Consider the following 20,203-nt stretch of genomic DNA (forward strand, 5'->3'; position numbering starts at 1 on the left):
CCCCGCGATCACCCGAGCATGACGGCCATCATCTGCTCGGCGACGTACTGGTCGTCGATCTTGAAGTGGGCCCGGCGGATTGCCTCCGTCTCCCAGCGGTGGTCCTCGAGGAAGCGAATGGCGTCCTGGTTGGTCGCCGGGATGCTCTGATAGACCTTCTCGTACCCGTTCGCCTCGGCCCAGTGCAGACCGCGTTCCATCAGGTTGCTCCCGATGCCGCGTCCGCGGCACTCGGGGCGGACGCCCATGGTCAACTCGGCGGTGTGGCGCAACTTCGCGAAGTTCGGCGACTCCAGGTGAACCCAGCCGACCACCTCGTCGTCGACCGTGGCGACGAAGAAGACCCGCGACGACAGGTCGTTGTTTCTGAAGACCACCTTCTCGTGATCGAGCATGTCCACGACCGTCTCGGCGACGAGATACTCGGCTTCCTCCGACACCGCCCGCATCGTCCCGACCAATCCGCCGAGGTCGGATTGCCTCGCCGGACGGATCGTGTAGGCGAACTCCTCGACCTCGTGGGCGACCTCGTCACCGATGTCGATCGACAGTCGAACCCGTCCGTCGTGGGTCTCGAGCAACCCCTCCTCGCGCAGGGCCGACAGCGACTCTCGGAGCGCCGTCTCGTCCGTCGAGATGACGTCGGCGAGCTCGCGACGGTCGACGGATCCGTTTCGCTCGACGTAGTTGTAGAGGCGTTCCTGTCGTTCGTTCTCGAACCGGGGCGGTCGGATCGCCTGCATAGTCGACGCTACGAGAAGTCCGTATATAGTCATAGTCAAATGTTAGCACAGCCCTCAATCTCCGAGGGCGGACGGTTTCCGACGCCTCACGAGAGTTGGGTCGAGCGCATTCGGCGGGCGAATCGGCCACACCGTCTGTCGAATCCTCTCCGCTATCGATCGGGTCGGTCCGCTGCGTCCGCACCCGTCTCTCCAGCTACGGCATTCGTCGTCTGGTGATCGGTCGATCGCTGCCTCGAGATATGCGAGGACGGACCGTTCGCCCGTTACAACAGTCACTTCGTTCGGCCAGTAAAGTATCGAATGAAAGGTTATAAATACTCGAAGTAAACGAAACTGTAGCATGGCTACCACTGACGACTCGTTCGGGGGGCTGACGGAGCACTGCGAGGAGTGCGAACTCGACACGCTCCACGAGGTGTCCGTCCAGCTCCGGACGGAAAGTGCAAAATCCGAGAACGCGGCATTCTCCCGCGAGCCGTACCGCGTGACCGAGTGTCAGCGCTGTGGCCGCCGGGACAGCCAACGGATGAACGACGCCTGATCGACGGTTCCCGTAACTCCCCGCGCCCGACACAACTCCCCGCGCCCGACACAACTCCCCGCGCCCGACGATAGACGGCGTGCGCTCGCGACCGCTCGTTCCGACCGAACGGTCTCGTCGCCGACTCACGCTCCGCCGACTCCCGACACGTTCGACGACTCGCGACGAACGATTCTCGGGCTCGGATGTCGGGCCGTCGAGCGGCCGCGTCGGCTCACGCCGGGCGAGGAACGATTTTCGCGAGTGAGCACGTTCCGCCGATCGGCCCGGCTTTCGAACGGTCGGCGGGCGCCGTTCGACGCCGAGAGGCGCCGGCCGAATCGAACGAGGTGGCACGGCTTTTCGGCCTTCGGAATCGTACGACCGGTATGGTCGTCGTGGCGGTGGTCAGCGCCACCACCAACGCCGAGGAGGTCGTCATCGAGGCGGCGCGGCGAGCGGACGAACTCGACGCGACGGTGCACGTCCTCTACCTGCTGGCGCTCGGACGGTACGCGGCGCTGGAACTCGCCGTCGCCGACGCGTTCGGACTCCCGACCGGCGTCACGACGATGGAAGAGCTGTGCGCGCGAAAGGCGGAGCGGATCGCCGTAACCGCCTTCGACGAGTTCGAGGCGGTGGGCCTCGTCGGCCGCCCCGTCGACGAACTCGTCGACTACGTCGAGGCGGTCGACGCCGACTCCCTCGTGGTCGACGGCGAGGCGCCCTGGAGCATCGGCTTCCGACGCACGCCGCGGCCGATCGTCGAACAGTTGCGCGAGCGCGGCGTCACGGTCGTCCCGGTTTACTGACTCCGAGAGGCACCATCCACTGCTCCGAGAATCGCCCCGGGGGCGACGACAACTACGCTAGAGTGGTCGTGTGGTATCCCGAAGAACGACACCTACCCGCACATCCTATAGGCCCCGGGGAACAAACGGTATCGTATGACACACAACGATCGCGGCGACGAGACGGGCCGGGTCGAACCGGCAGGTGGCGTGGAACGCGATCCCGAACGGCTCGCGTTCGTCGGTGGCGTCGCCGGCGCGGTGGTCGGGGCGAGAGGCGGCCCGGTCGGCGCAGGAATCGGCGCGGCGATCGGGGCCTCGGCCGGCTACGCGATCGGCTACGGGTTCGCGGCGGTCGCCTCCGAACCAGACGATCGCGCCGGACGAAACGCGACGCTGGCCGACTACGTCGACCGTTCGGGTGAGCAACCGGTACAGATCTACCTCGACGATCCCGACGCGGAGTCGGATGACGCCGAATCGGACGAAACCGACGGCGGGGACGACGACGGCCCCGAATAGCGCGAACGGCGATCCGGTCCGGTCCGACGGACGGACGAGAGGCCGGGACCCGGTGCGATACACGATCGAGATTCGAATATCCGGTAGCTGGCGCCGGTTCGGGTGATCGAGCCCGAGTTCCGTCCCGGCTCGGATGATTGAGTCCGAGTTCCGTCCCGGTTCGGATAACAGGGAGTCGCTACTCGTTCCCTCCTTCCGATTTCATCCCGCCTAACAATTTCAACGACGCACAACAGGTGTCGATATGCGCGTGAAAGCGGTCGTCGCGATCCTTCTGGTCGTCGCCTTCGCATTGGTCGTGGCGTCGGCGGGCGACCCGGGAATCGCCGCCGCGAACGAGAGCGACGCCGACGTGACGGACGCGACGCTGAGCGACGACGTTGTCGAACCGGGCGAATTCGTCGAGGTGTCCGCCACCGTCGCGAACGACGACGACGAGGAGCGGACGTACTCGGCCGAGCTGGAAGTCGACGGCGACGTCGAAGCCGAGCGCAACGTCACCGTCGACGCCAACGCCACCGAGACCGTCAGGTTCGTTCTGTCGTTCGACGACCCCGGCGAGTACGAGATCGGCGTGAGCGGCACGGAAGCCGGTACGCTCACCGTCGAGGAGGCGGAACCCGACCTCGTCGTCGAGGACGCGAGCCTGAGCGAGGGGCCGACGATCGAGCGCAACGGGACCGTCGAGGTGTCCGCCACGGTCGCGAACGAAGGCGACGCCGAGGGGACGGAGACGGCCGAGCTCGAAGTGGACGGCGAGGTCGAGGACGCGCGAAACGTCACCGTCGGCGCGAACGAAACCGAGACCGTCACGTTCGAGCGGTCGTTCGACGACCCCGGGGAGTACGAACTCGCCGTCAGTGGCGCCACCGCGGGCACGCTCATCGTCGAGGAACCCGGCAGCGTCGAACTCCTCGACGCCGCCCTCTCGGCGGACTGGGTCCGCGCCGGGTACGACGCGACGGTCCGGGTGGACGTCGAGAACGACGGCGATCGCCCGGCGAACCGGACCCTGACCGTCACCGCCGACGGCGAGACCGTCTGGAACCAGTCCGTGGAGGTCGGCCCGGGCGATCGGCGGACGGTCGAGATCGAATTCGAGGCGACCGAGGGCGAGATCGCCGTCGACGGCGTCGAGGCGGGCTCGCTGGCGGTAGGCGAATCGGACGACGACCCCGACGAGGAAACGGACGACGGGGGCGCGGAGACGTTACCCGGTTTCGGCATCACCGCGACGCTGATCGCGGCGTTACTCATCGCACTGGCGGTAGCGGTCAGTTCGTCGAGTGAGACGACAGAAGTCGAGCGGTGACCGCCCGGGGCCTCGATCGCCGTCGTTCGCGGTGTTGCTCCCAGCCCCGACGTGCGGACCGTGATTGTGAACCACCGGAAGACGATCTCGCTCGTTTCCCTCGCGAGCGTGGGACTTCCGTAATTCAAATCCCTTCCGTAATTCAAATCCCGTGTGCGATATTTCACGCTCGCGAATCTGCTCGCGTGAAAATATGCGCGGACCGGGATTTGAACCCGGGCCATGAGCTTGGAAGGCTCAGGTCCTGCCACTAGACCATCCGCGCGCACTCCGCCGGTTGGAGGTGCTCCGTTAAGTGACTTCTCTTTTCGACCCCGACGCTCGGCGACGAATTCCCGGGAGGCGCGACCGGCCGCGACGGACACTTACCGCCCCGCCTCGGCGCCCACGTCCGTCCGTCCCGACACGGTCGCGTAGCAGTTCCCGCTGGAGAGTTCCCACTCGACGATCTCGAGTCCGCTCGCCTCGAGATCGGCCTCGAACTCGGCCGGCGCGTAGATGTGATAGAAGCGGTCGACGGTCTCTCCGTCGGGGAGCGTCCACTCGACGGTCGTGTCGAACCCCTCCGCGGCCGTCGCGTCGTGGTCCTCGAAGCGGTCGTGGGCGGTGCTCCAGGCGCTGACGAGGCCGCGACCCGTCGGCGCGAGGACGCGGGCGAGTTCGTCGAGGCTGGCCCGGCGATCGTCCCGGGACGGCAGGTGGTGCAGCGTCGCGACGTAGACCGCGAGGTCGACCGCGTCGGCCCGAAACGGGAGCGTAGAGACGTCCCCCTGACAGAGCGTGAGCGCGTCCCCGAAGTCGCGGTCGCCTGCCCGAGTCCGTCCCGCCTCGAGGAGGCTGCGACTGGCGTCCAGCCCGACGACCCGGTCGACGCGCGTCGCGAGCGTCTCGGCGTGGCGACAGTTACCACAACCGAGGTCGAGTCCGACGGCTTCCGGCGAGTCCACGGACGCGTCGGCGACGAACGACTCGACCTCCGGCCAGGCGTACGCCCGCGTCCTGGCGAAGTGCGGGCCGATCCGTTCGTACGTGTGTCTGACGTCGACGCGTCGCGGCATCCGATTCACCTGCGGCTCCGCGCCGGGGTCGCAAAAGGATTGGGTCCGCGGCCGGCGAGACCGAAGATTGGGTCTGCGGCCGGCGGAACCGTGGATTAGAGCAGGAACGCGAACAACAGGACGGCGACCGCCGCCACGATGCTGGCGTGCGTGGCGCCGGCGCGGACGTCGCCCGTCGAGAGCCGCCCGGCGACGAACCCGGCGGTGATCCCCTGGATAACCGTCGCGTGATAGAACGGCGTCTCGTACGCACCGCCGTCTACGTCGCCGAGGTCGCCGACGTCGACGCCGTTCACGTTCGCGACGTCGCCGTTGGCGGCCGCGTCGGTCGGCAGGTTCGGCAGCAGGTAGCCGCCGTGGACGGCGATGATGAAGACGAACACCGGGAACGAGACGTAGACGACCATGTACTCGAGCAAGACCTGCTTTCGCTCGCGCTCGAGGCGGCGGTCGGCGGCCGCCTGCCGCGAGGCGATCCGGAGTACGGTGGCCAGGTTCCCGCTCGCGTTCATCGCTTCCGGCGAGAGCGTCACCATCCTGGAGATCGCCCGCCGTCCGGATCCGGCCCTCGAAGCGCCACAGCGCCGTCTCGAGGCCCGAACCCTACCGGGCGTCGTCCCCGACGCGCTCGAGTTCGTCGTCGAGGACTCCCGGGTCCGACCGGACGCGGTCGACGGTCGAGATGACCGACATCCCCGCCTCGTCGACGCTGGCGAGTCGGTCGAACAGGTCGGGGACGGCCGCCGAGTTGACGAGACCGACCGTACGGGAGCGATCGTCGACGCCCTCGTTCCGGTCGACCGACGAGGGCCGCGCTGTCCCCCATCTCGACGTTCGTTTCGTCCGTCGCGGGCGTTACGTTCATACCACCGGAGACCCAACGACGAGTACGGAATGAGGCGCGAACACTTCACGTTAGACGTCGAGAACGTCGACTGGGTCGAAACCGACGGAGAGCCGAGAAAACCGTCGGTGACCATCGACTTCGACGGCCAGGCGACGGACCTCCGAGAGCGCCTCACGGGACCCGACGACGAACTCCTCGACGGAGCCGAGACGGACGTCGCCCTCCGACTGCAGGGTTCGCTTGGCTCCGGTGCCGAGGGCGTCGTGAGCGTCACCGATCGCCTCACCGGCGACTTCATCCTCGAGCTCAACGTCGACGCGGACGACGTCCTCCGGTTCATCAGGGCGGCTCGCGACTACGGCGAGGACGCGAACGCCGACGACGGCCGCTACGAGGTCACGATCCGCGTCGACGGCGAGGAGCTCGTCAGCTACGAGAAGGGGACGTTCCTGGTCTACGACGACGAAGGGAGCCTTCTGCGCCAGCACAGCCTGATCCCAGGCGGCGTCGAACTCTAGCGGTCGGACCGACCGGCCGCCGGCCGGTCGCGGTGGACTCACGCCGTCGGACGCTTCGTGAAACGCCGTCGTTCGAGGCGTCGTAGATTCCTCCCGTCGGACGCTCCGTCCCGCCCGACGCCGATTCCCACCGGCGCGGAACCGACCGGCAATTATAAGGGTTTAGGTCTGCCTAAATCGAACGAGAGCCGGCGAACGCCGGGAAAGATGATGGCGAACGGGAACCTCCTCACCACGACGGCCGACGAATCGGCCCGCGAGACCGCCGCGGCGACGGGCCCGGTGGTCCTCGAACTCGACGGGGTCGCAAAGTCCTACGGCGACGAGCACGTGATTCGCGAGTGTTCGCTCGGCGTCCGCGAGGGCGAGATCCTGACCCTGCTCGGGCCCTCGGGCTGTGGCAAGACGACCACGCTGCGCCTGATCGCCGGCCTGGAGGATCCGGACGCCGGCGAGATCCGTCTGGGCGCGGAGTCGGTCGCCGGCAACGGCCGATTCGTCCCGCCGGAAGAGCGGGGCGTCGGCGTCGTCTTCCAGGAGTTCGCGCTGTTTCCCCACCTCACCGCACGCGAGAACGTCGCGTTCGGCCTTCGCGACCGACCGGCCGCGGAACGCGACGCCCGAGTCACCGAGTTGCTGGAACTGGTCGGTCTCGGCGACCAGCTCGAGGCCTACCCCGACGAGCTCTCCGGCGGCCAGCAACAACGCGTAGCGCTGGCCCGGTCGCTGGCGCCCGAACCGGAGATGCTGTTACTCGACGAACCGTTCTCGAACCTCGACGTCGACCTCCGGGTGGAGATGCGCGAGGAGGTGCGCCGGATCATCAAGGACGCCGGCGTCACCGCCGTCTCCGTCACCCACGACCAGGAGGAGGCGCTGTCGATCTCCGACCGCGTCGCGGTGATGAACGAGGGCCGGATCGAGCAGGTCGACCTCCCCGAACGGGTCTTCCAGCGTCCGAAGTCGCGATTCGTCGCGGGCTTTCTCGGCCACGCCAGCTTCCTCTCCGGGCGGGTCCGCGGCGACCACGTCGACACGGCCCTCGGCCGGGTCCTCCGGGCGGACGTCGGCGGACTCGCCGAGGAGTACGACGGGACCGAAATCGACCTGCTCGTCCGCCCCGACGACGTGACCGCCTTCCCCGCGACGGGCGAGGAGACCGACGGCGAGGTGATCTACCGTCGCTACCTCGGTCCGACCGTCCTCTATCGCGTCGAGCTCGACGACGGCGACGTGATCGAGTGCATGCACAACCACTCGGACCGGATCGAGCTCGGCGAGCGGGTCGCGGTGCGGGTCACCGCGGACCACGAACTGGCCTGGTTCCCGGCGAGCCAGCGGGAGGCGGCCGTCGGCGCGGCCGAGACCGACGGCGCGGCGGCCGAAACCGAGTAAGGATCGGCCGACGACTGACCGAATCCCGGACGGCGATCGGTTCTGCGGCCGCGTGCCGACCGACGACTCGACGGCGAGCGGCGGCACGAATCCGGGCCAGGCGACCGCGAGCGGTGGCGACGAACTTGGCCCCGGCGACCGCGAGCGGCGGCGTCGAACCCGGTCCCGGCGACCGCGAGCGAACTCGAAGGACGAGCGATGCGGCGTCCTGTCTCACGCGACCTACACCGGCTCGGTCTCGTGCAAGAACGTCTGGAACTCGACGGCCCGCCCCTCCGGATCGGTCGCGTAGAAGTGGTAGATCCGGTAGCGCTCGTTCTCGGTCGGTCGGTCGCGCGCGTGGTCGACGAGCGCCTCGTAGCGCTCGTCGACGCCCGACTTCGACTCGGCGACGAACGTGATCGTTCCCTCGGTCTCCGCATCCTCCCGATCGCAAAAGCCCAGCAGCTGGTTGTCGTACTTGAGGACCGTACAGTCGGGCTGTTCGAGCCAAACGTCGGCGCCGACGGTTTCGACGTAGAAGTCGACGACGGTCGCGAGATGCTCCGTGCCGAAGAAGACGATTCCCGTCATAGCCGTCGATGTGCGGGCGATCACCATATAACGACGGGAATCGGGCGGCCGCGCGACCGGGCGTCGCTCCGATACGAGGGAATCGCAACGTTCGAGGGGATCGTTGGGTTCGAGGGAATCGCAACGTTCGAGGGGATCGTTCCGGTTCACCGGTTTCTCGAAACCGCTGCGTTGAGAGGACGGCACTTTGAGTGGAATCCATGAACCGGCGTCGACGAACGGCGACGATCTGCGGCCTCGTCGCGCCGGTGATCGCGGTGGGCGCGATCTTGCTCGCGACGCTCGTCGCGTCTCCCGAGACGTTCACGTGGCGAGGGCGGGCGCTGTCCGACATGGGCCGACCGGGCGCGGAGACGTTCTGGCTCTTCGACGGCGGGCTGATCGTCGGCGGGCTCGTCGGCGCGCCGTTCGTCTGGCGCGTCTGGATCGAGGCGAGCGGTCCCCTCCAGCGGGCGGGAGCGGTCTCGCTCGCCGTCGCGATCGTCGGAACGATCAGCGTCGGCGTCTTCTTCCTCGAGCACACCGAGTACTACGTTTCGACCGATCTCCACGGACCGGCCGCCCTGACCGCGTTCGGGTTCGGGCCCGCAGCCGCGCTCCTGTACGGAGCGGGATCGCTCCGCGGTGGCGAGCGTCGGTGGGGGCTGCTCTCGGTCGGAGTCGGCGTCGCGCCGGTCGCCCAGTGGGTCGTCTGGATCGGGTACGCCCGGACGATCGCCGCCGATCCGTGGGCGTGGTTCGCGGTGCCGGAAGCGCTCGCGGCTGCGCTCTTCGGCGGGTGGGTGGTCCTCCTGGCCCGGTGCTTCCGGCGGGCGGACGCACCCGGCCCGACCCGAATGGAGGCCGGAAAGTCGACGCGCTACCCGTCACGCGGGCGCACAACCCTTAACACGTGACCGTTCCTACGGACCCGCATGCACAAAGACGAGCTCCTGGAACTGCACGAGGAACTGGTACTCATCATGGAGTACTTCTCCGAGCGCGAGGAGGTCGACGAGAACCTCTTCGACGCCTACCACCAGCTCGAGGTCGATCCCGACGACGTCCACAAGTCCAAGAGCGAGCACAAGCACGCGGTGTTCGTGCTCGGCAACGCGCTCGCGAACGCGATGAGCGAGGACGAATTCTCGAGCGCCGGTCGGATCGGCAAGCGGATGAAAGAACTCGCCGACGACGCCGAGTCGAAGATCTGAGCGGACGAAGCGCGACACGGGAGTGCACCACGTTGCCGACTACGCCCGCAGAAGTGGTTGCCGACTACGCCCGCAGAAGTGGTTGCCGACTACGCCCGCAAAAGTGAACGGCCGCGCGCCCGCCGACGCGACCGAGTCGGACGCCTCGAAGCGACCGACGGCGCACCGTCGCGGAGACCGATCCCCGAGAAACGGGTCGCCGGATCGGGGGATCGACGGGCGATCCGGTCGCCGGTAGCGAAGATCTAGGCGAAACGGTTATAGTCGGGTTCACGCTTGTTGGGGTTATGGACCCGCGCACGCAAGAGCGCGTCGAGCGATGGGAGTCGCGTCCCTTCTCGGGTGGCCGGGACGAACTCGTCTCCCTCGCGGACCGGGAGTTCTCCGGCGCCGTGGAGGCGGCCGGCACGTGGCTGTTCATGCTGAACGGCCGCGTCGTCGGCGTCGTCGACGGCGCGATCGAGGACGCCCTCGACGCCGGCGGAACGGTGTACGACGCGCCGGACGCCGCGCTCCCACTGCTCGCCGCCATGCTCGAGCAGGGTGGCGAGACCAGAGCCAAGTACTACACGAACGAAACGCCCCTCTCCGAGGTCGACCACAAGCTCCGGCAGGGCTCGTTCACGGGCTACATCGAGCTCAGCGAGCAGGTGCTGAGCGGCGACTACTACGCCGTCTACTACGGCGGCCGACGGATGGCCGCCGCATACATCGGCAACGCCGAGCGCCTCCTCACCGGCGAGGAGGCGTTCGAGCGAGCCGACGACGAGATCGGCATCTACGAGGTCACCGACGTCGATGTTGAAGTGACGGATATTCCGGGGAGGGAGGTCGAAAGTACCTCCGGAGATGCGAGCGGCGACGCCGCGAGCAGCGAGGCGCGAACCGCCTCGGAACACGCGAGCGGTGAAACCGCGAGCAACGAACGCGCCGCCGCCCCGACGCGCGAGGCGGCGGAGGCACCGGAGAACGACCGAACGGACGACGGCGCGACCCGGACCGGTGGGTCGCCGACCGAGCGGAGCGCCCCGGCGGACGTCGACCCAGCGCGAGCGGCCGGGGACGAGGTCGGCGAACCGGAAACGGACGACGCCGAGTCGGCCGCGACGGTGATCGACGACGCCGAAGACCGCGACCACGACGATCCGTCGGCCGCCGACGCCGACGCCGGGGCAACCGGCGATCCGGGGACCGAACCGTCGGGCTCGCGTCCGGACCGGGCGGAGGCGTCCCGGCCCGGGACCTCGTCGTCCGCGGCGGCGGACGCGGGAATCACGACGAGCGAGGACGAACCGGCGCAGGCGGGCGAAACTGGCATCACGACCGACGAGTCGTCTGGCGACCGCTCGAACGCCGGTGGCGCCGACGCGTCCGGTGGGACCGCAGCCGGTCGCGAGGGCGCGGGGTCGCCCGGCGAAGCGGGCGACGGAACCGCGAGCGGGGGCGACGACGAGCCCGATCCCCGCTTCCGGGAGGAGGCCCGCTGGCGAGAGACGCGCCAGATTCCGTCGATCGATCCCGACGCGAGCGGCGACGAGGATCGAACCGGCCGGGGCGGTCGAGCGCGTCGCGGGACCGCGAGCGGGAGTCGGCAGGACGGATCGCGGAGCCGGTCGGGCCGCCGTCGATCGGTCGAGAGCGACGGGCGACCGTCGACCGGCGGCGAGTCGACGGCCGATCGATCCGCGGAATCCGCGAGTTCGGCCGAGGGCGCCGGCGCGGGGGGAGACGGTCGGTCGTCGATGCGGTCCGGACCCAAGCCCGAGACGGTGGCGTCGAGCGAACAGGCGCTCCGCTCGGACATGCTGGAACGGGAGGACAAGATCGACCAGCTGACCCAGCGGGTCACCGACCTCGACGCGCGGCGCAAAGCGCTCGAGGCGGAACGCGACGAGCTCGCCTCCGAGAACCAGGAGCTGTCGGCGACGGTCGACCGGCTACAGTCCCGGATCGAAGAGCTCGAGGCGGAACTCGAGCGGCTCCGCGGGCAGGCAACCGCGGACGCCGCAACGACGGCCGCGGGCGCCGGCGGCGGGACGTCGCTGTCACCCCAGCAGGCGCTCGACCAGACGAACGTCTTCGTCAGGTACGGCTCGAAGAGCCAGCCGACGCTCGCGAGCGCTCACGACGGCGACGCCGGACGCGGCGAGGTGGGCCAGAACCTCCATCTCGAGCGACACACCCAGTTCGAGGCCGACGACGCGGTCGTCGTGGGCCAGCCCTACGACGAGTTCGTCGAGGACACGATGCAGTACCGCTTCGTCGAGTGGCTCGTCGGAACCGTCCTCTTCGAGATCCGGGACACGGGTCACGCAGACGCGCTCGGCGACCTCTACGACGTGATCCCCCGGATCGATCGCGTGGAACTATCGGCGGAGATCTCCCTGGAGGAAGACGACACCGAAAACGTTCCCGACCTGGTCACCTTCGACGTCGCCGCCTTCGACAAGCGCGGCACGCCGCTCGCGGTCGCGAACTGCAACGACTCCAGAGATCCCGCGACGCGGGAGATGCTCGAGTCGCTGGAGGCGGACGCCTCGGCGGTCAACGCCAACTACCCGGAGCTGGGTGCGGCCTTCGTCGTCACCTCGAGCTTCTTCGACCCGGGCGCCCTGGAAGTCGCCGAGGAGGCGACCACCGGCGGCTTCCTGAGTCGCGGCTCCAAGCTCAGCTACGTGAACCTCTCGCGAAAGCAGGGCTATCACCTCTGTCTGGTCGAAGACCGCAGCGGCGGCTTCCACCTGACGGTTCCGGAGCTGTAAGCGGCCGATCGGGGCCGCGAACGGCCCGTTACGGCGATAAAGAGCGCACGTCGGCGACCGGTCCCGAGATCAGCCTTCGATCTCCGCGACGTCTTCGATCTTCATACCGTCGAGCTTCTCGCCGATGGCGTCGATCTTGCCGTCGAGCTCGTCGACGAACTCCGCCGTCCGCTCGGTCTTGATGGCGCCCTGGCTCGAGGGCTCGATGAGGTTCTCCTCTTCGAGGACGCGCAGCGAGTAGCGAACCTTGTGGTGGGGGTAGCCCGTCTCGTTCGACATCTTCACGATCCCGATCGGCTCGTTTTCGATCACCATCTTCAGGACCTGCAGATGACGCTCGAGCATATCCACTTCCTTCTCAAGTCGGTCTATCATGGCATTTGTTAACTTGTCTGCCCACCCTTTAAATGTTACCCTCGCATGGCAAAAAACCGGCCGTTACGGTGGCCCTTCGCCTGAGCGGGCGCGGCGGTACGATGTAGCTGCGTCGTGGCAGTAGTTAACAGTTCTGGTCGAAGCGAGTCGGGCTCGGTCGACCGGAATTCGCGCGAGGAGAGCGGCGAGGACGACCGGCGGTCGGCCGGCGGATCTCGATGCCGATGACGAGCCTCGGATCGACGTATTCGCCGTCGGCCGGGGGATCGTAATCGGTTTATCGGCCCGGCAAGAATCCGTCGCTGTCATGACCGTCACTATCGTCGGGGCGCAGCTCGGCGACGAAGGGAAGGGAGGCGTCGTCGACATCTACGGCGAAGCCGCCGACGTCGTGGTCCGCTATCAGGGCGGCGACAACGCCGGACACACAGTGGTCCACGACGGCGAGACCTACAAGCTGTCGCTGGTACCGTCCGGCGCCGTCCGCGGGAACGTCGGCGTCTTGGGCAACGGCTGCGTGGTCAACCCGGCGACGCTGTTCGACGAGATCGACGAGCTCCGCGAGCGCGGTCTCGAGCCGGACGTGCGCGTCGCCGAACGAGCGCACGTCATCCTGCCGTATCACCGCGTCATCGACGGGGTCGAAGAGGACGAAAAGGCCGACCTCGCCGCGGGGACGACCAAGCGCGGGATCGGACCGACCTACGAGGACAAGGCCGGCCGACGCGGCGTCCGCGTCGGCGACCTCCTCGACCCCGGGGTGCTTCGCGAGCGCCTCGAGTACGTCGTTCCCCAGAAGCGGGCCCTCGCGACGGAGGTGTTCGGGATCGACCTCGAGGGCGAGGTCCGCGACGCGTTCGACATCGAGGTCCTCTTCGAGACCTACCGCGAGTTCGGCGAGCGACTCGCCGCGGAGGGGATGACCGTCGACTGCGGCACCTTCCTCCAGGAACGGATCGACGACGGCGAGGCCGTGATGCTCGAGGGTGCCCAGGGCACCTCCCTGGACATCGACCACGGCGTCTACCCGTACGTCACCTCCTCGCATCCGACCGCCGGCGGCGCGACCGTCGGAACCGGCCTCGGTCCGACCGTGATCGGCGAGGGCGAAGTGATCGGCATCGTCAAGGCCTACCTCTCCCGGGTCGGGACCGGTCCGCTGCCGACGGAGCTCGGCGGGGTCGAGGGCCAAACCCCCGACTACGACGCCGAGACCGGAGCCGACGACGACGCGGAGGAGTTGGCGACCTACATTCGCGACGAAGGCGGCGAGTACGGCACCGTCACCGGCCGGCCGCGCCGCGTCGGCTGGCTCGATCTCCCGATGCTCCGACACGCCGCGCGCACGAGCGGCTTCACCGCCATCGTGGTCAACCACGTCGACACGCTGGCCGGCCTGGACGAGGTGAAGGTCGGCCACTCCTACACGATGCGCACTCGAGACGGCGAGGAGCGAACACTCACGACGGTCCCCCCGACGACCGAGCAGTGGGCCCGCTGCGAGGCCAACCTCCGCACGTTCGACGGCTGGCCGGAGGCCGACTGGGCGGCCGTCGCCGAGGACGGCTGGGACGCGCTCCCGGAAGCGGCGCGGGCGTACCTCGAGTACGTCGCCGGCGAACTCGACGTCCCCATCTACGCCGTCGGCGTCGGACCCGGCCGCGAGGAGACGGTGGTGCGCGAGGACCCGTTCGCCTGAAATCGGACCGGTTAGGAGATCGGGTAGATCAGTTGACCCTGCTCGTCCATCCAGTAGAACCGGTCCTCGAAGTAGACCGGCTCCTTGTTCGTCGGGAAGTACCCGCTGATCTCCGTCGGATCGAGTTCGAACTGGATCGTTTCCGTCTGCAGCGCTTTCGGAACGTCGCGTTTGCCGACCCAGTGGGCGCCGACCGGGTCGACGGGGAACGGCACGACCGAAACGGAAACTTCGTCGTCCCGGTTCACGAGCGCCTGGATCTCGGTCGGTCGCCACTTCGCCACGAAGCGGTGGCTTCCGTCGCCGACAACCGCGCCCGCACAGTCGGAGTCGCCGAGCGCCCCGCAGGCCGCCGCGGTGGCCACCGAGTGACCGTACAGGAGGAGCTCGCCCATCGTCGTCGACGGCCCGTCCGCGTGGGTCGCGTTCGGACGGATCGCGGCCGCGACACTTCCCCGATCGATCAGCGATTCAGCAACCGCGCGAGAGTCGAGGGCGTCTAGCTGAACAACCTGGACGTTGTTCTCGTCTATATCGGCCACCCGGAGGGAGCCGTCCGCGCAGGCGAGACCCCGACCATCGCCATCACCCACGAAGTGGAGGTAGCCGACACCCTCCGCGAACAACGCCGACAGTTCTGCCCGGGTCGGCGACTCGACGACGTCGACGATCGGTGAGACGTGCTCGTCGCGTTCGACGTACGCGGCGGCGATCGCGTCCCCGTCCACGGTCGCACCGTCGCCGAGAACGATCGCCACGGAGAGCGCGTCCGCGTCCTGGTCGAGGTAGGAGAGTCGGTTCTCGTACGCGACCGGCGGCGCCTCGAATCCCTCCGGATTCGCGCCCCGCCCGATCGATCCGACGATTCGACTTCGACTCGTGAGCGCCCGGACCGCCGGCGGCCGATCCGAACGGTGAGACGGTTCGAAATTTCTTGCTCCCGGAACGCCGCTCTCGGTACCCGGAACGTCGATGGCCGCAAGATCGTGTAGCAGGTGCGGAAGCACGGTCGCGTGATCGGCCGCGGGATCGACGGTCATTCGGTAGGGCCACTCGGGAAGTACCTCGTCGACGACCTCGTCCGGGAAGTCGAGGTACGCCGCGACGCGTTCGGCGATCGGCGCGTCCGCGTACGGACCGAGGTCGATTCCTGCCGAGGCGACTCGGTCGTGGGCGGCGACGGTCGGTTCGTTGTCGTCCACCCACGACGTCAGCAAGTCGAGAAAGAACGTGCGTCGGAGCAGTTCGCCGGCCGATCGGCCGAACGCTGGCAGCTCGGGAAATTCGTGTACGAGGTCGAGCGACGGCGCTCGCAACGCCGGCGTCTCGACGTCGGCCGGGATCACGACGGCGCTCAGATAGTACGAGAGCGGAGCCGACGGAAAGACCGCCTCCAACCGATCCGGAACGACCAATTCGAGTCCGGTCTCGGCCGTAGCGTCCCTGACCACCTCGGGGACGTGCGTCTCCTCCTCGAGTGCGAGCAGTGGCGGATAGCCGCGGTAGTTCCGGTGAACTCGGTCCGGTGACGTTGTTCGAACGGACGCCGAGAGGTGCGAGACCGCGCGAGCGATCCCGTCGACCGTCGGTTCGACCGCGATTTCGTCACGCGGGTAGTCGAAGGTCGTCTTGAACCCGAACGTTACCGGCGTCGGGTGCGGGAACGAGAGAACAAGCGGACCGTAGGGGCGGTTCCGGACCGTCGCCTCGCCGTCGAACCGGAGTCGGGTGAGGATATCGGCCTCCAGTCGACAGAAATACTCGCCCGCTGGGAGATCGAACCGGACGTCCTCGTCGGCGGCGATGTTCCGGCTGTTGCTGGCGTCGGGACCGTCTTCGAGGGGCCCGTCCAGCCGTTCGATTCCGATGTAGTTCCGAAGATCGTAGCGCAGTTCGGAAACCCGGCCCGCGGCGGTGGAATCGATCGGTTCGTCGAAAGATTTCGGCTCCGAGAGGCGATCCCAGCCGGTGATATCGAACGCGACGACGTTGCTTGCGACGTCCGTCGCCTGCAAGGTCGTCCCGGAGACGTCGACGTCGACGAGTTCGTGATCGTTCACGACGAGCCACCTCCGCGAACGCCGCCGATCGTTCCACAATCGTCCCCGATCCGTCGAGACGAACTCCGTGACATCCTCACGGCTCCCTCCCCCCGAATCCGTCGATCAGGTGCGGTTCGCCCGATAGCGCCCCCGAATCGACGTCGAACGCGAACCGCGCGCCGCCGCCGCGGCCGGCCCCGATCTCGACCGCCCAGCCGTGGGCGTCGACGATCTGTCGGACGATCGCCAACCCGAGTCCGGTGTTCTCCTCCGACGAGGAGTACCCGGATTCGAAGACGTGCTCGCGATCAGCCGCCGGAATTCCCGGGCCGTCGTCCTCGACGGCGAACCCGTCCGGCGTCGCCGCGACCCGGACGGTGACGTCCTCGCCGCCGTGTTCGACCGCGTTACGGAACAGGTTCTCGAGTAGCTGGAGCAAGCGGGTCGCGTCCGCCTCCACCAGCGCGTCGGCGTCGACGACGAGCGATGCGTCGTCGGTCCGCACGTTGTTCCAGGCCTCCCGAACGGCGGTCCCCAGGTGAACCGGTTGCGGATCGTCGACGTCGCCGTCGCGCGCCAGGGAGAGGACGTCCTCGATGAGCCGCTCCATCCGTCGGTGGGCCTGCTCGATGTCCGCGAGTTCCTCGCAGTCGCACTCCTCTTTCGCGAGTTCGAGGTAGCCCGCGGCGACGTTCAGCGGGTTCCGCAGGTCGTGGCTGACGATACTCGCGAACTGATCGAGGCGCTCGTTCTTGCGCTCCAGTTCGCGCTCGCGGACCTTCAGCGCGGTGAGGTCGGCGTAGATCAGGTAGCCCTTGATCGACTCGTCGTCGGTCCGCATCGGCACGTTTCGCAGCAAGAACGGTCGCGGACCCGAGGCCGTCTCCCGGACGACCTCGACGTCGGTGCGCCGTTCGCCCCCGACGACCGAGAGCCGCTCGGGTTCGTCGCGCTCGCCGGGCGGGAGCAGGATTTCCGCGACCGACTCGCCGACGACGTCCTCGCCGTGGTGGCCGAAGACCCGAACGAACGAGGAGTTTACCGCCTCGACGATCTGTTCGCCGTCTTCGACGCGGTACTCGAGCGCAGCGTCGGGGACGTTCTCGAAGAGCGCGGCGAACTGGTCGCGCTCGCGCTCGACCGCCCGTTCGAACCGGACCCGGCCCAGCGCGTTCGTGAGCGTCGCGACCAGCAGCTCGCCGAGCTCTCGGTCGATCGTCGAGAACGCCGCCTCCTCGGTCGCGAGAAACTGCAGGACGCCGTCGTCGCCGAACGGGATCGACAGCGCCGAGCGGAACGCGTCGCTCGTGGGCGCGGCGTCGGGATCGGTCGCGAGGTCGTCGACGACGACCGTCCGGGATTCGCGGACCGTCTTTCCGGCGACGCCCTCTCCCGCCGGGAGCGGTTCACCCGGAACGAGCCGACTCACGTTGACCGCGCGGGGGTCGAACAGGCCGTCGTCGATCGTGCAAACGATCGCCGCGTCGAACGCGAGCACGCGGGCGGACGCGGACACCGCGTGATCGTACACCTCGTCGACCGTCTCGCAGGTCTCGAGTTCCGAAGCGATCTCCCCGAGGCGCGCGACCCGGTCGGTCACCTCCGGTGTGGTCATGGCTCCCCTGTTGGCGCGGCCGGCGGCAGCGGCTCCATCGGTGGACCGTTAGATGGAGACGCCTATTAAATACCACCGATGAGGGATCGTAATTTCGCGCGACGGGCGAGGCCCGCGGTTCGGACCGTTCGCCGGCGCGCAGCGTCGTCGCTCCGCCCGCACGGTCCTTCGCTCGTCCGATGACTTCCCGAAACCTTTTGCCGGATGCGCGCCCGCTATCCGAGCATGAAGGAGTCGCTCCTCGAGATCCTCTGCTGTCCGATGGACAAACACGACCTCGAACTCCGCGACGCGTCCGGCGACGAGGAGATCGATTCGGGCACGCTGGTCTGTACCGAGTGCGGTGAGGAGTATCCCATCGAAGACGGGATCCCGAACCTGCTTCCGCCGGACATGCGCGAGGAGTCTCCGGCCTGAGGTGACCCCGTGACCGCCGATCCGATCACCGTTCACGTCAACCGTTCGGGGCGCGGGACCGTCGAGGTCGATCCCGCGTCGGTCGAGACCGGCCGATCGTTCGAGCTTCGGCTCCGGAACCACGGCGAACCGGCGCACGTCCACTGCCGGGCGACGGCGGCGCTCGCTGACGTCGTGACCGTCGAGGAGCCGAACCCGTACGTCGAACCCGACGAGGAGGTCGCGATCGGCGTCCGAGTGGCCGCCCACGACGGTCCCATCGCCGGCGACCTGGAGTTCGCCACCGGGTTCGGCGCGAACAGCGCGACCGTCGAGGTCACGCTCTCGGGCGGCGTGGGCCCGGACCGACGGGTGGACGTCGACGAGGCGCTCGCGAAACCCGATCGCACCCGAGACGAGGCGCCGGGAGCGCTCGAAACGGCCGGCGGGCGCCTCCACGCGCTCCTCGAGCGGTTCCCACCGGGATCGATTGGGGTGATCGGTCTGGCGGGCATCGCTCTGGCGACGGCCCTGGCCGCGGCGTTCCTCGTGGGCGGTACCGCGGGCCTCGTGGGGCTGGGCGTCGTCAGCGTCGGCATCGTCGCCGCGGCCGTCCTGCTGTTGCGGTGAGCAGGCCGATCGCTCCACCCCGTAGATCTCGGTCGGACCGTCGAGTGCGACGGCACGGTCGGCACCCGTTTCCGGTCCCGCGTTCACTCCTCGTCGGTCGGCTCCGCCGGCGGGCTCCCGTTCTCGTCGGTCGGTTCGGCCGGCAGGCTCCCGTCCTCGTCGGCGCGCTTCGCCTGGAGGTACCGTGCTCGGTAGCGGTTCGCGCCGTCGTTGACGTCGGCCTCGCGGATATCCTCCACCCGGCCGTCCGCCACGGCGTCGACGAGCTCGCCGAGCTGGTTCAGCTCGCTCGTCGTCAGCTCGAGGGTCCACGTGCGCTCGCGCTCGGACTCGAGGATCGCCCACTTGCGGGCGGCGGCGATCACCAGCGAGCAGGGTTCCCGGCAGGGGAAGGGTTCGTCGCCCCCGTCGACCCCGAGCTCGTCGTCCGCCTCGTAGTGCCACTCGCGACGCCGGAGACACTGGGAGTCGACGCAGCAGGCCTCGGCCATCCACTCGACCGCCTCGCGCGGAAGTTCGTCGACGACGTCGTAGATCCCGGTCTGGCGTTCGGCGGTCTCGAGCCAGTGGTCGACGTCGAGCCCGTTCAGGCGCTCGCGGTGCCAGTTGGCGACCGTCGCCGGGTAGAAGTAGTCGACCGTCTCGACCAGCTCGTCCCCGGAGAGCGCCGAGAACCGCCAGCCGTCGACGAGCGTCGGCGCCGTCTTCAGCGGGCGGTAGCGGCCCCGCCCGTCTTCCGTCGCCAGTTCGCGTGCGACCCGCGGGTCCGCGAACGTCTCGAGCGCGGCCGCGTCGACCCCGCGGTCGTTCACGTGTCGGCAGTCGTAGACGCGCTCGCCGGGCGGGCCGTCCTCGGCCAGTTGGGCGGTGATCACCAGCTGGCCCCACCGGCGCTCGATCCCCGCTCGGAGGGCGTCGTAGCGCGCCGGGACCGAAGCCAGCCGCTCCGCGGCGTCCGTGCCCGTTCCCGTGGCGTGCAGCGGCGCCCGCTCGCACCACCGGAGGAACGCGCGCCTCGCGGTTCCCTCGCCCCCGACGCTCCGGGCCCAGTACCGCCAGTTCGTCGCGCGGTCCGCGACGTCCGCGAGCGCGTCGCGCAGCGCCGGCTCGTCCAGCCCCTCGCGCTCCAGCGAGGGCGTCGTCAGCCGGTAGCCGTCGGCCGAGCGCTCGACGACGAGGCCGTCGAGGGCGACGCCACCGTCGGCGGCC

Annotated in this window: 20 protein-coding genes and 1 tRNA gene; 12 read left to right on the forward strand and 9 right to left on the reverse strand. The window is 68.6% G+C overall.

The window, feature by feature from the left end; translation table 11 throughout:
* Positions 1-8 precede the first annotated feature (8 nt).
* The gene (locus tag QZT59_RS08405) at positions 9-743 is read right to left on the reverse strand and encodes a GNAT family N-acetyltransferase (protein ID WP_290814166.1); all 735 of its coding nucleotides are present in this window, start codon (positions 741-743) and stop codon (positions 9-11) included.
* Between the two features lie 343 nt (positions 744-1,086).
* Between QZT59_RS08405 and QZT59_RS08410 the strand changes: the two genes are divergently transcribed.
* The 4 genes from QZT59_RS08410 (at position 1,087) to QZT59_RS08425 (ending at position 3,891) form a co-directional block, all read left to right on the forward strand.
* Positions 1,087-1,287 carry a hypothetical protein gene (locus QZT59_RS08410; protein ID WP_290814180.1) on the forward strand — a complete coding sequence of 67 codons (201 nt, stop codon included), beginning with the start codon at positions 1,087-1,089 and terminating at the stop codon, positions 1,285-1,287.
* 368 nt (positions 1,288-1,655) lie between these two features.
* Entirely contained in the window at positions 1,656-2,078 is a 423-nt protein-coding gene (locus tag QZT59_RS08415) for a universal stress protein (RefSeq protein ID WP_290814192.1), read from the forward strand.
* A gap of 135 nt (positions 2,079-2,213) precedes the next feature.
* The gene (locus QZT59_RS08420; protein WP_290814195.1) at positions 2,214-2,579 is read left to right on the forward strand and encodes a hypothetical protein; all 366 of its coding nucleotides are present in this window, start codon (positions 2,214-2,216) and stop codon (positions 2,577-2,579) included.
* Positions 2,580-2,823: 244 nt separating this feature from the next.
* Entirely contained in the window at positions 2,824-3,891 is a 1,068-nt protein-coding gene (locus tag QZT59_RS08425) for a CARDB domain-containing protein (RefSeq protein WP_290814197.1), read from the forward strand.
* Positions 3,892-4,085: 194 nt separating this feature from the next.
* Here QZT59_RS08425 and QZT59_RS08430 read toward each other — a convergent pair.
* From QZT59_RS08430 to QZT59_RS08440, 3 genes are all read right to left on the reverse strand, one after another.
* Positions 4,086-4,156 (reverse strand) — tRNA-Gly (locus tag QZT59_RS08430).
* A 100-nt stretch (positions 4,157-4,256) separates the two neighbouring features.
* A complete protein-coding gene (locus QZT59_RS08435; RefSeq protein ID WP_290814200.1) occupies positions 4,257-4,949 on the reverse strand; it encodes a class I SAM-dependent methyltransferase in 693 nt (230 codons plus the stop codon).
* A 95-nt stretch (positions 4,950-5,044) separates the two neighbouring features.
* A complete protein-coding gene (locus tag QZT59_RS08440) occupies positions 5,045-5,485 on the reverse strand; it encodes a hypothetical protein (protein ID WP_343195730.1) in 441 nt (146 codons plus the stop codon).
* 358 nt (positions 5,486-5,843) lie between these two features.
* Between QZT59_RS08440 and QZT59_RS08445 the strand changes: the two genes are divergently transcribed.
* On the forward strand, positions 5,844-6,314 hold the full coding sequence (locus QZT59_RS08445) for a DUF5793 family protein (protein ID WP_290814203.1): 471 nt from the start codon (positions 5,844-5,846) through the stop codon (positions 6,312-6,314).
* Between the two features lie 210 nt (positions 6,315-6,524).
* Entirely contained in the window at positions 6,525-7,709 is a 1,185-nt protein-coding gene (locus tag QZT59_RS08450) for an ABC transporter ATP-binding protein (RefSeq protein WP_290814236.1), read from the forward strand.
* A gap of 222 nt (positions 7,710-7,931) precedes the next feature.
* On the opposite strand, the gene QZT59_RS08455 is transcribed toward QZT59_RS08450, so the two are convergent.
* Positions 7,932-8,282: a VOC family protein gene (locus tag QZT59_RS08455; RefSeq protein ID WP_290814206.1), complete on the reverse strand. Its 351-nt coding sequence runs from the start codon at positions 8,280-8,282 to the stop codon at positions 7,932-7,934.
* A 200-nt stretch (positions 8,283-8,482) separates the two neighbouring features.
* Here QZT59_RS08455 and QZT59_RS08460 point away from each other — a divergent pair, with 200 nt between their 5' ends.
* From QZT59_RS08460 to QZT59_RS08470, 3 genes are all read left to right on the forward strand, one after another.
* Complete coding sequence (locus QZT59_RS08460; RefSeq protein ID WP_290814209.1) at positions 8,483-9,178, forward strand: DUF998 domain-containing protein; 696 nt, start codon at positions 8,483-8,485, stop codon at positions 9,176-9,178.
* 18 nt (positions 9,179-9,196) lie between these two features.
* Positions 9,197-9,475, forward strand: a complete 279-nt coding sequence (locus tag QZT59_RS08465) for a UPF0058 family protein (RefSeq protein WP_290814211.1) — start codon at positions 9,197-9,199, stop codon at positions 9,473-9,475.
* Between the two features lie 287 nt (positions 9,476-9,762).
* Positions 9,763-12,237: a hypothetical protein gene (locus QZT59_RS08470; protein WP_290814214.1), complete on the forward strand. Its 2,475-nt coding sequence runs from the start codon at positions 9,763-9,765 to the stop codon at positions 12,235-12,237.
* 69 nt (positions 12,238-12,306) lie between these two features.
* Here the strand turns inward: QZT59_RS08470 and QZT59_RS08475 are convergent, their stop codons facing one another.
* On the reverse strand, positions 12,307-12,612 hold the full coding sequence (locus tag QZT59_RS08475) for a hypothetical protein (protein WP_290814217.1): 306 nt from the start codon (positions 12,610-12,612) through the stop codon (positions 12,307-12,309).
* Between the two features lie 307 nt (positions 12,613-12,919).
* Between QZT59_RS08475 and QZT59_RS08480 the strand changes: the two genes are divergently transcribed.
* Entirely contained in the window at positions 12,920-14,311 is a 1,392-nt protein-coding gene (locus QZT59_RS08480; protein ID WP_290814220.1) for an adenylosuccinate synthase, read from the forward strand.
* 11 nt (positions 14,312-14,322) lie between these two features.
* Here the strand turns inward: QZT59_RS08480 and QZT59_RS08485 are convergent, their stop codons facing one another.
* Positions 14,323-16,371 carry a hypothetical protein gene (locus QZT59_RS08485; RefSeq protein WP_290814222.1) on the reverse strand — a complete coding sequence of 683 codons (2,049 nt, stop codon included), beginning with the start codon at positions 16,369-16,371 and terminating at the stop codon, positions 14,323-14,325.
* A gap of 76 nt (positions 16,372-16,447) precedes the next feature.
* A complete protein-coding gene (locus tag QZT59_RS08490) occupies positions 16,448-17,968 on the reverse strand; it encodes a GAF domain-containing sensor histidine kinase (protein ID WP_290814224.1) in 1,521 nt (506 codons plus the stop codon).
* Positions 17,969-18,193: 225 nt separating this feature from the next.
* Here QZT59_RS08490 and QZT59_RS08495 point away from each other — a divergent pair, with 225 nt between their 5' ends.
* Positions 18,194-18,385: a methytransferase partner Trm112 gene (locus QZT59_RS08495; protein ID WP_290814227.1), complete on the forward strand. Its 192-nt coding sequence runs from the start codon at positions 18,194-18,196 to the stop codon at positions 18,383-18,385.
* 9 nt (positions 18,386-18,394) lie between these two features.
* Positions 18,395-18,994 carry a hypothetical protein gene (locus QZT59_RS08500; RefSeq protein ID WP_290814230.1) on the forward strand — a complete coding sequence of 200 codons (600 nt, stop codon included), beginning with the start codon at positions 18,395-18,397 and terminating at the stop codon, positions 18,992-18,994.
* A gap of 83 nt (positions 18,995-19,077) precedes the next feature.
* Here the strand turns inward: QZT59_RS08500 and QZT59_RS08505 are convergent.
* Positions 19,078-20,203, reverse strand: a 1,126-nt coding sequence (locus QZT59_RS08505; RefSeq protein ID WP_290814233.1) for a DR2241 family protein, incomplete at its 5' end; no start/stop codon positions are given.

The sequence above is a fragment of the Halovivax sp. genome (assembly GCA_007119345.1).
In the GTDB taxonomy this organism is placed as follows: domain Archaea; phylum Halobacteriota; class Halobacteria; order Halobacteriales; family Natrialbaceae; genus Halovivax.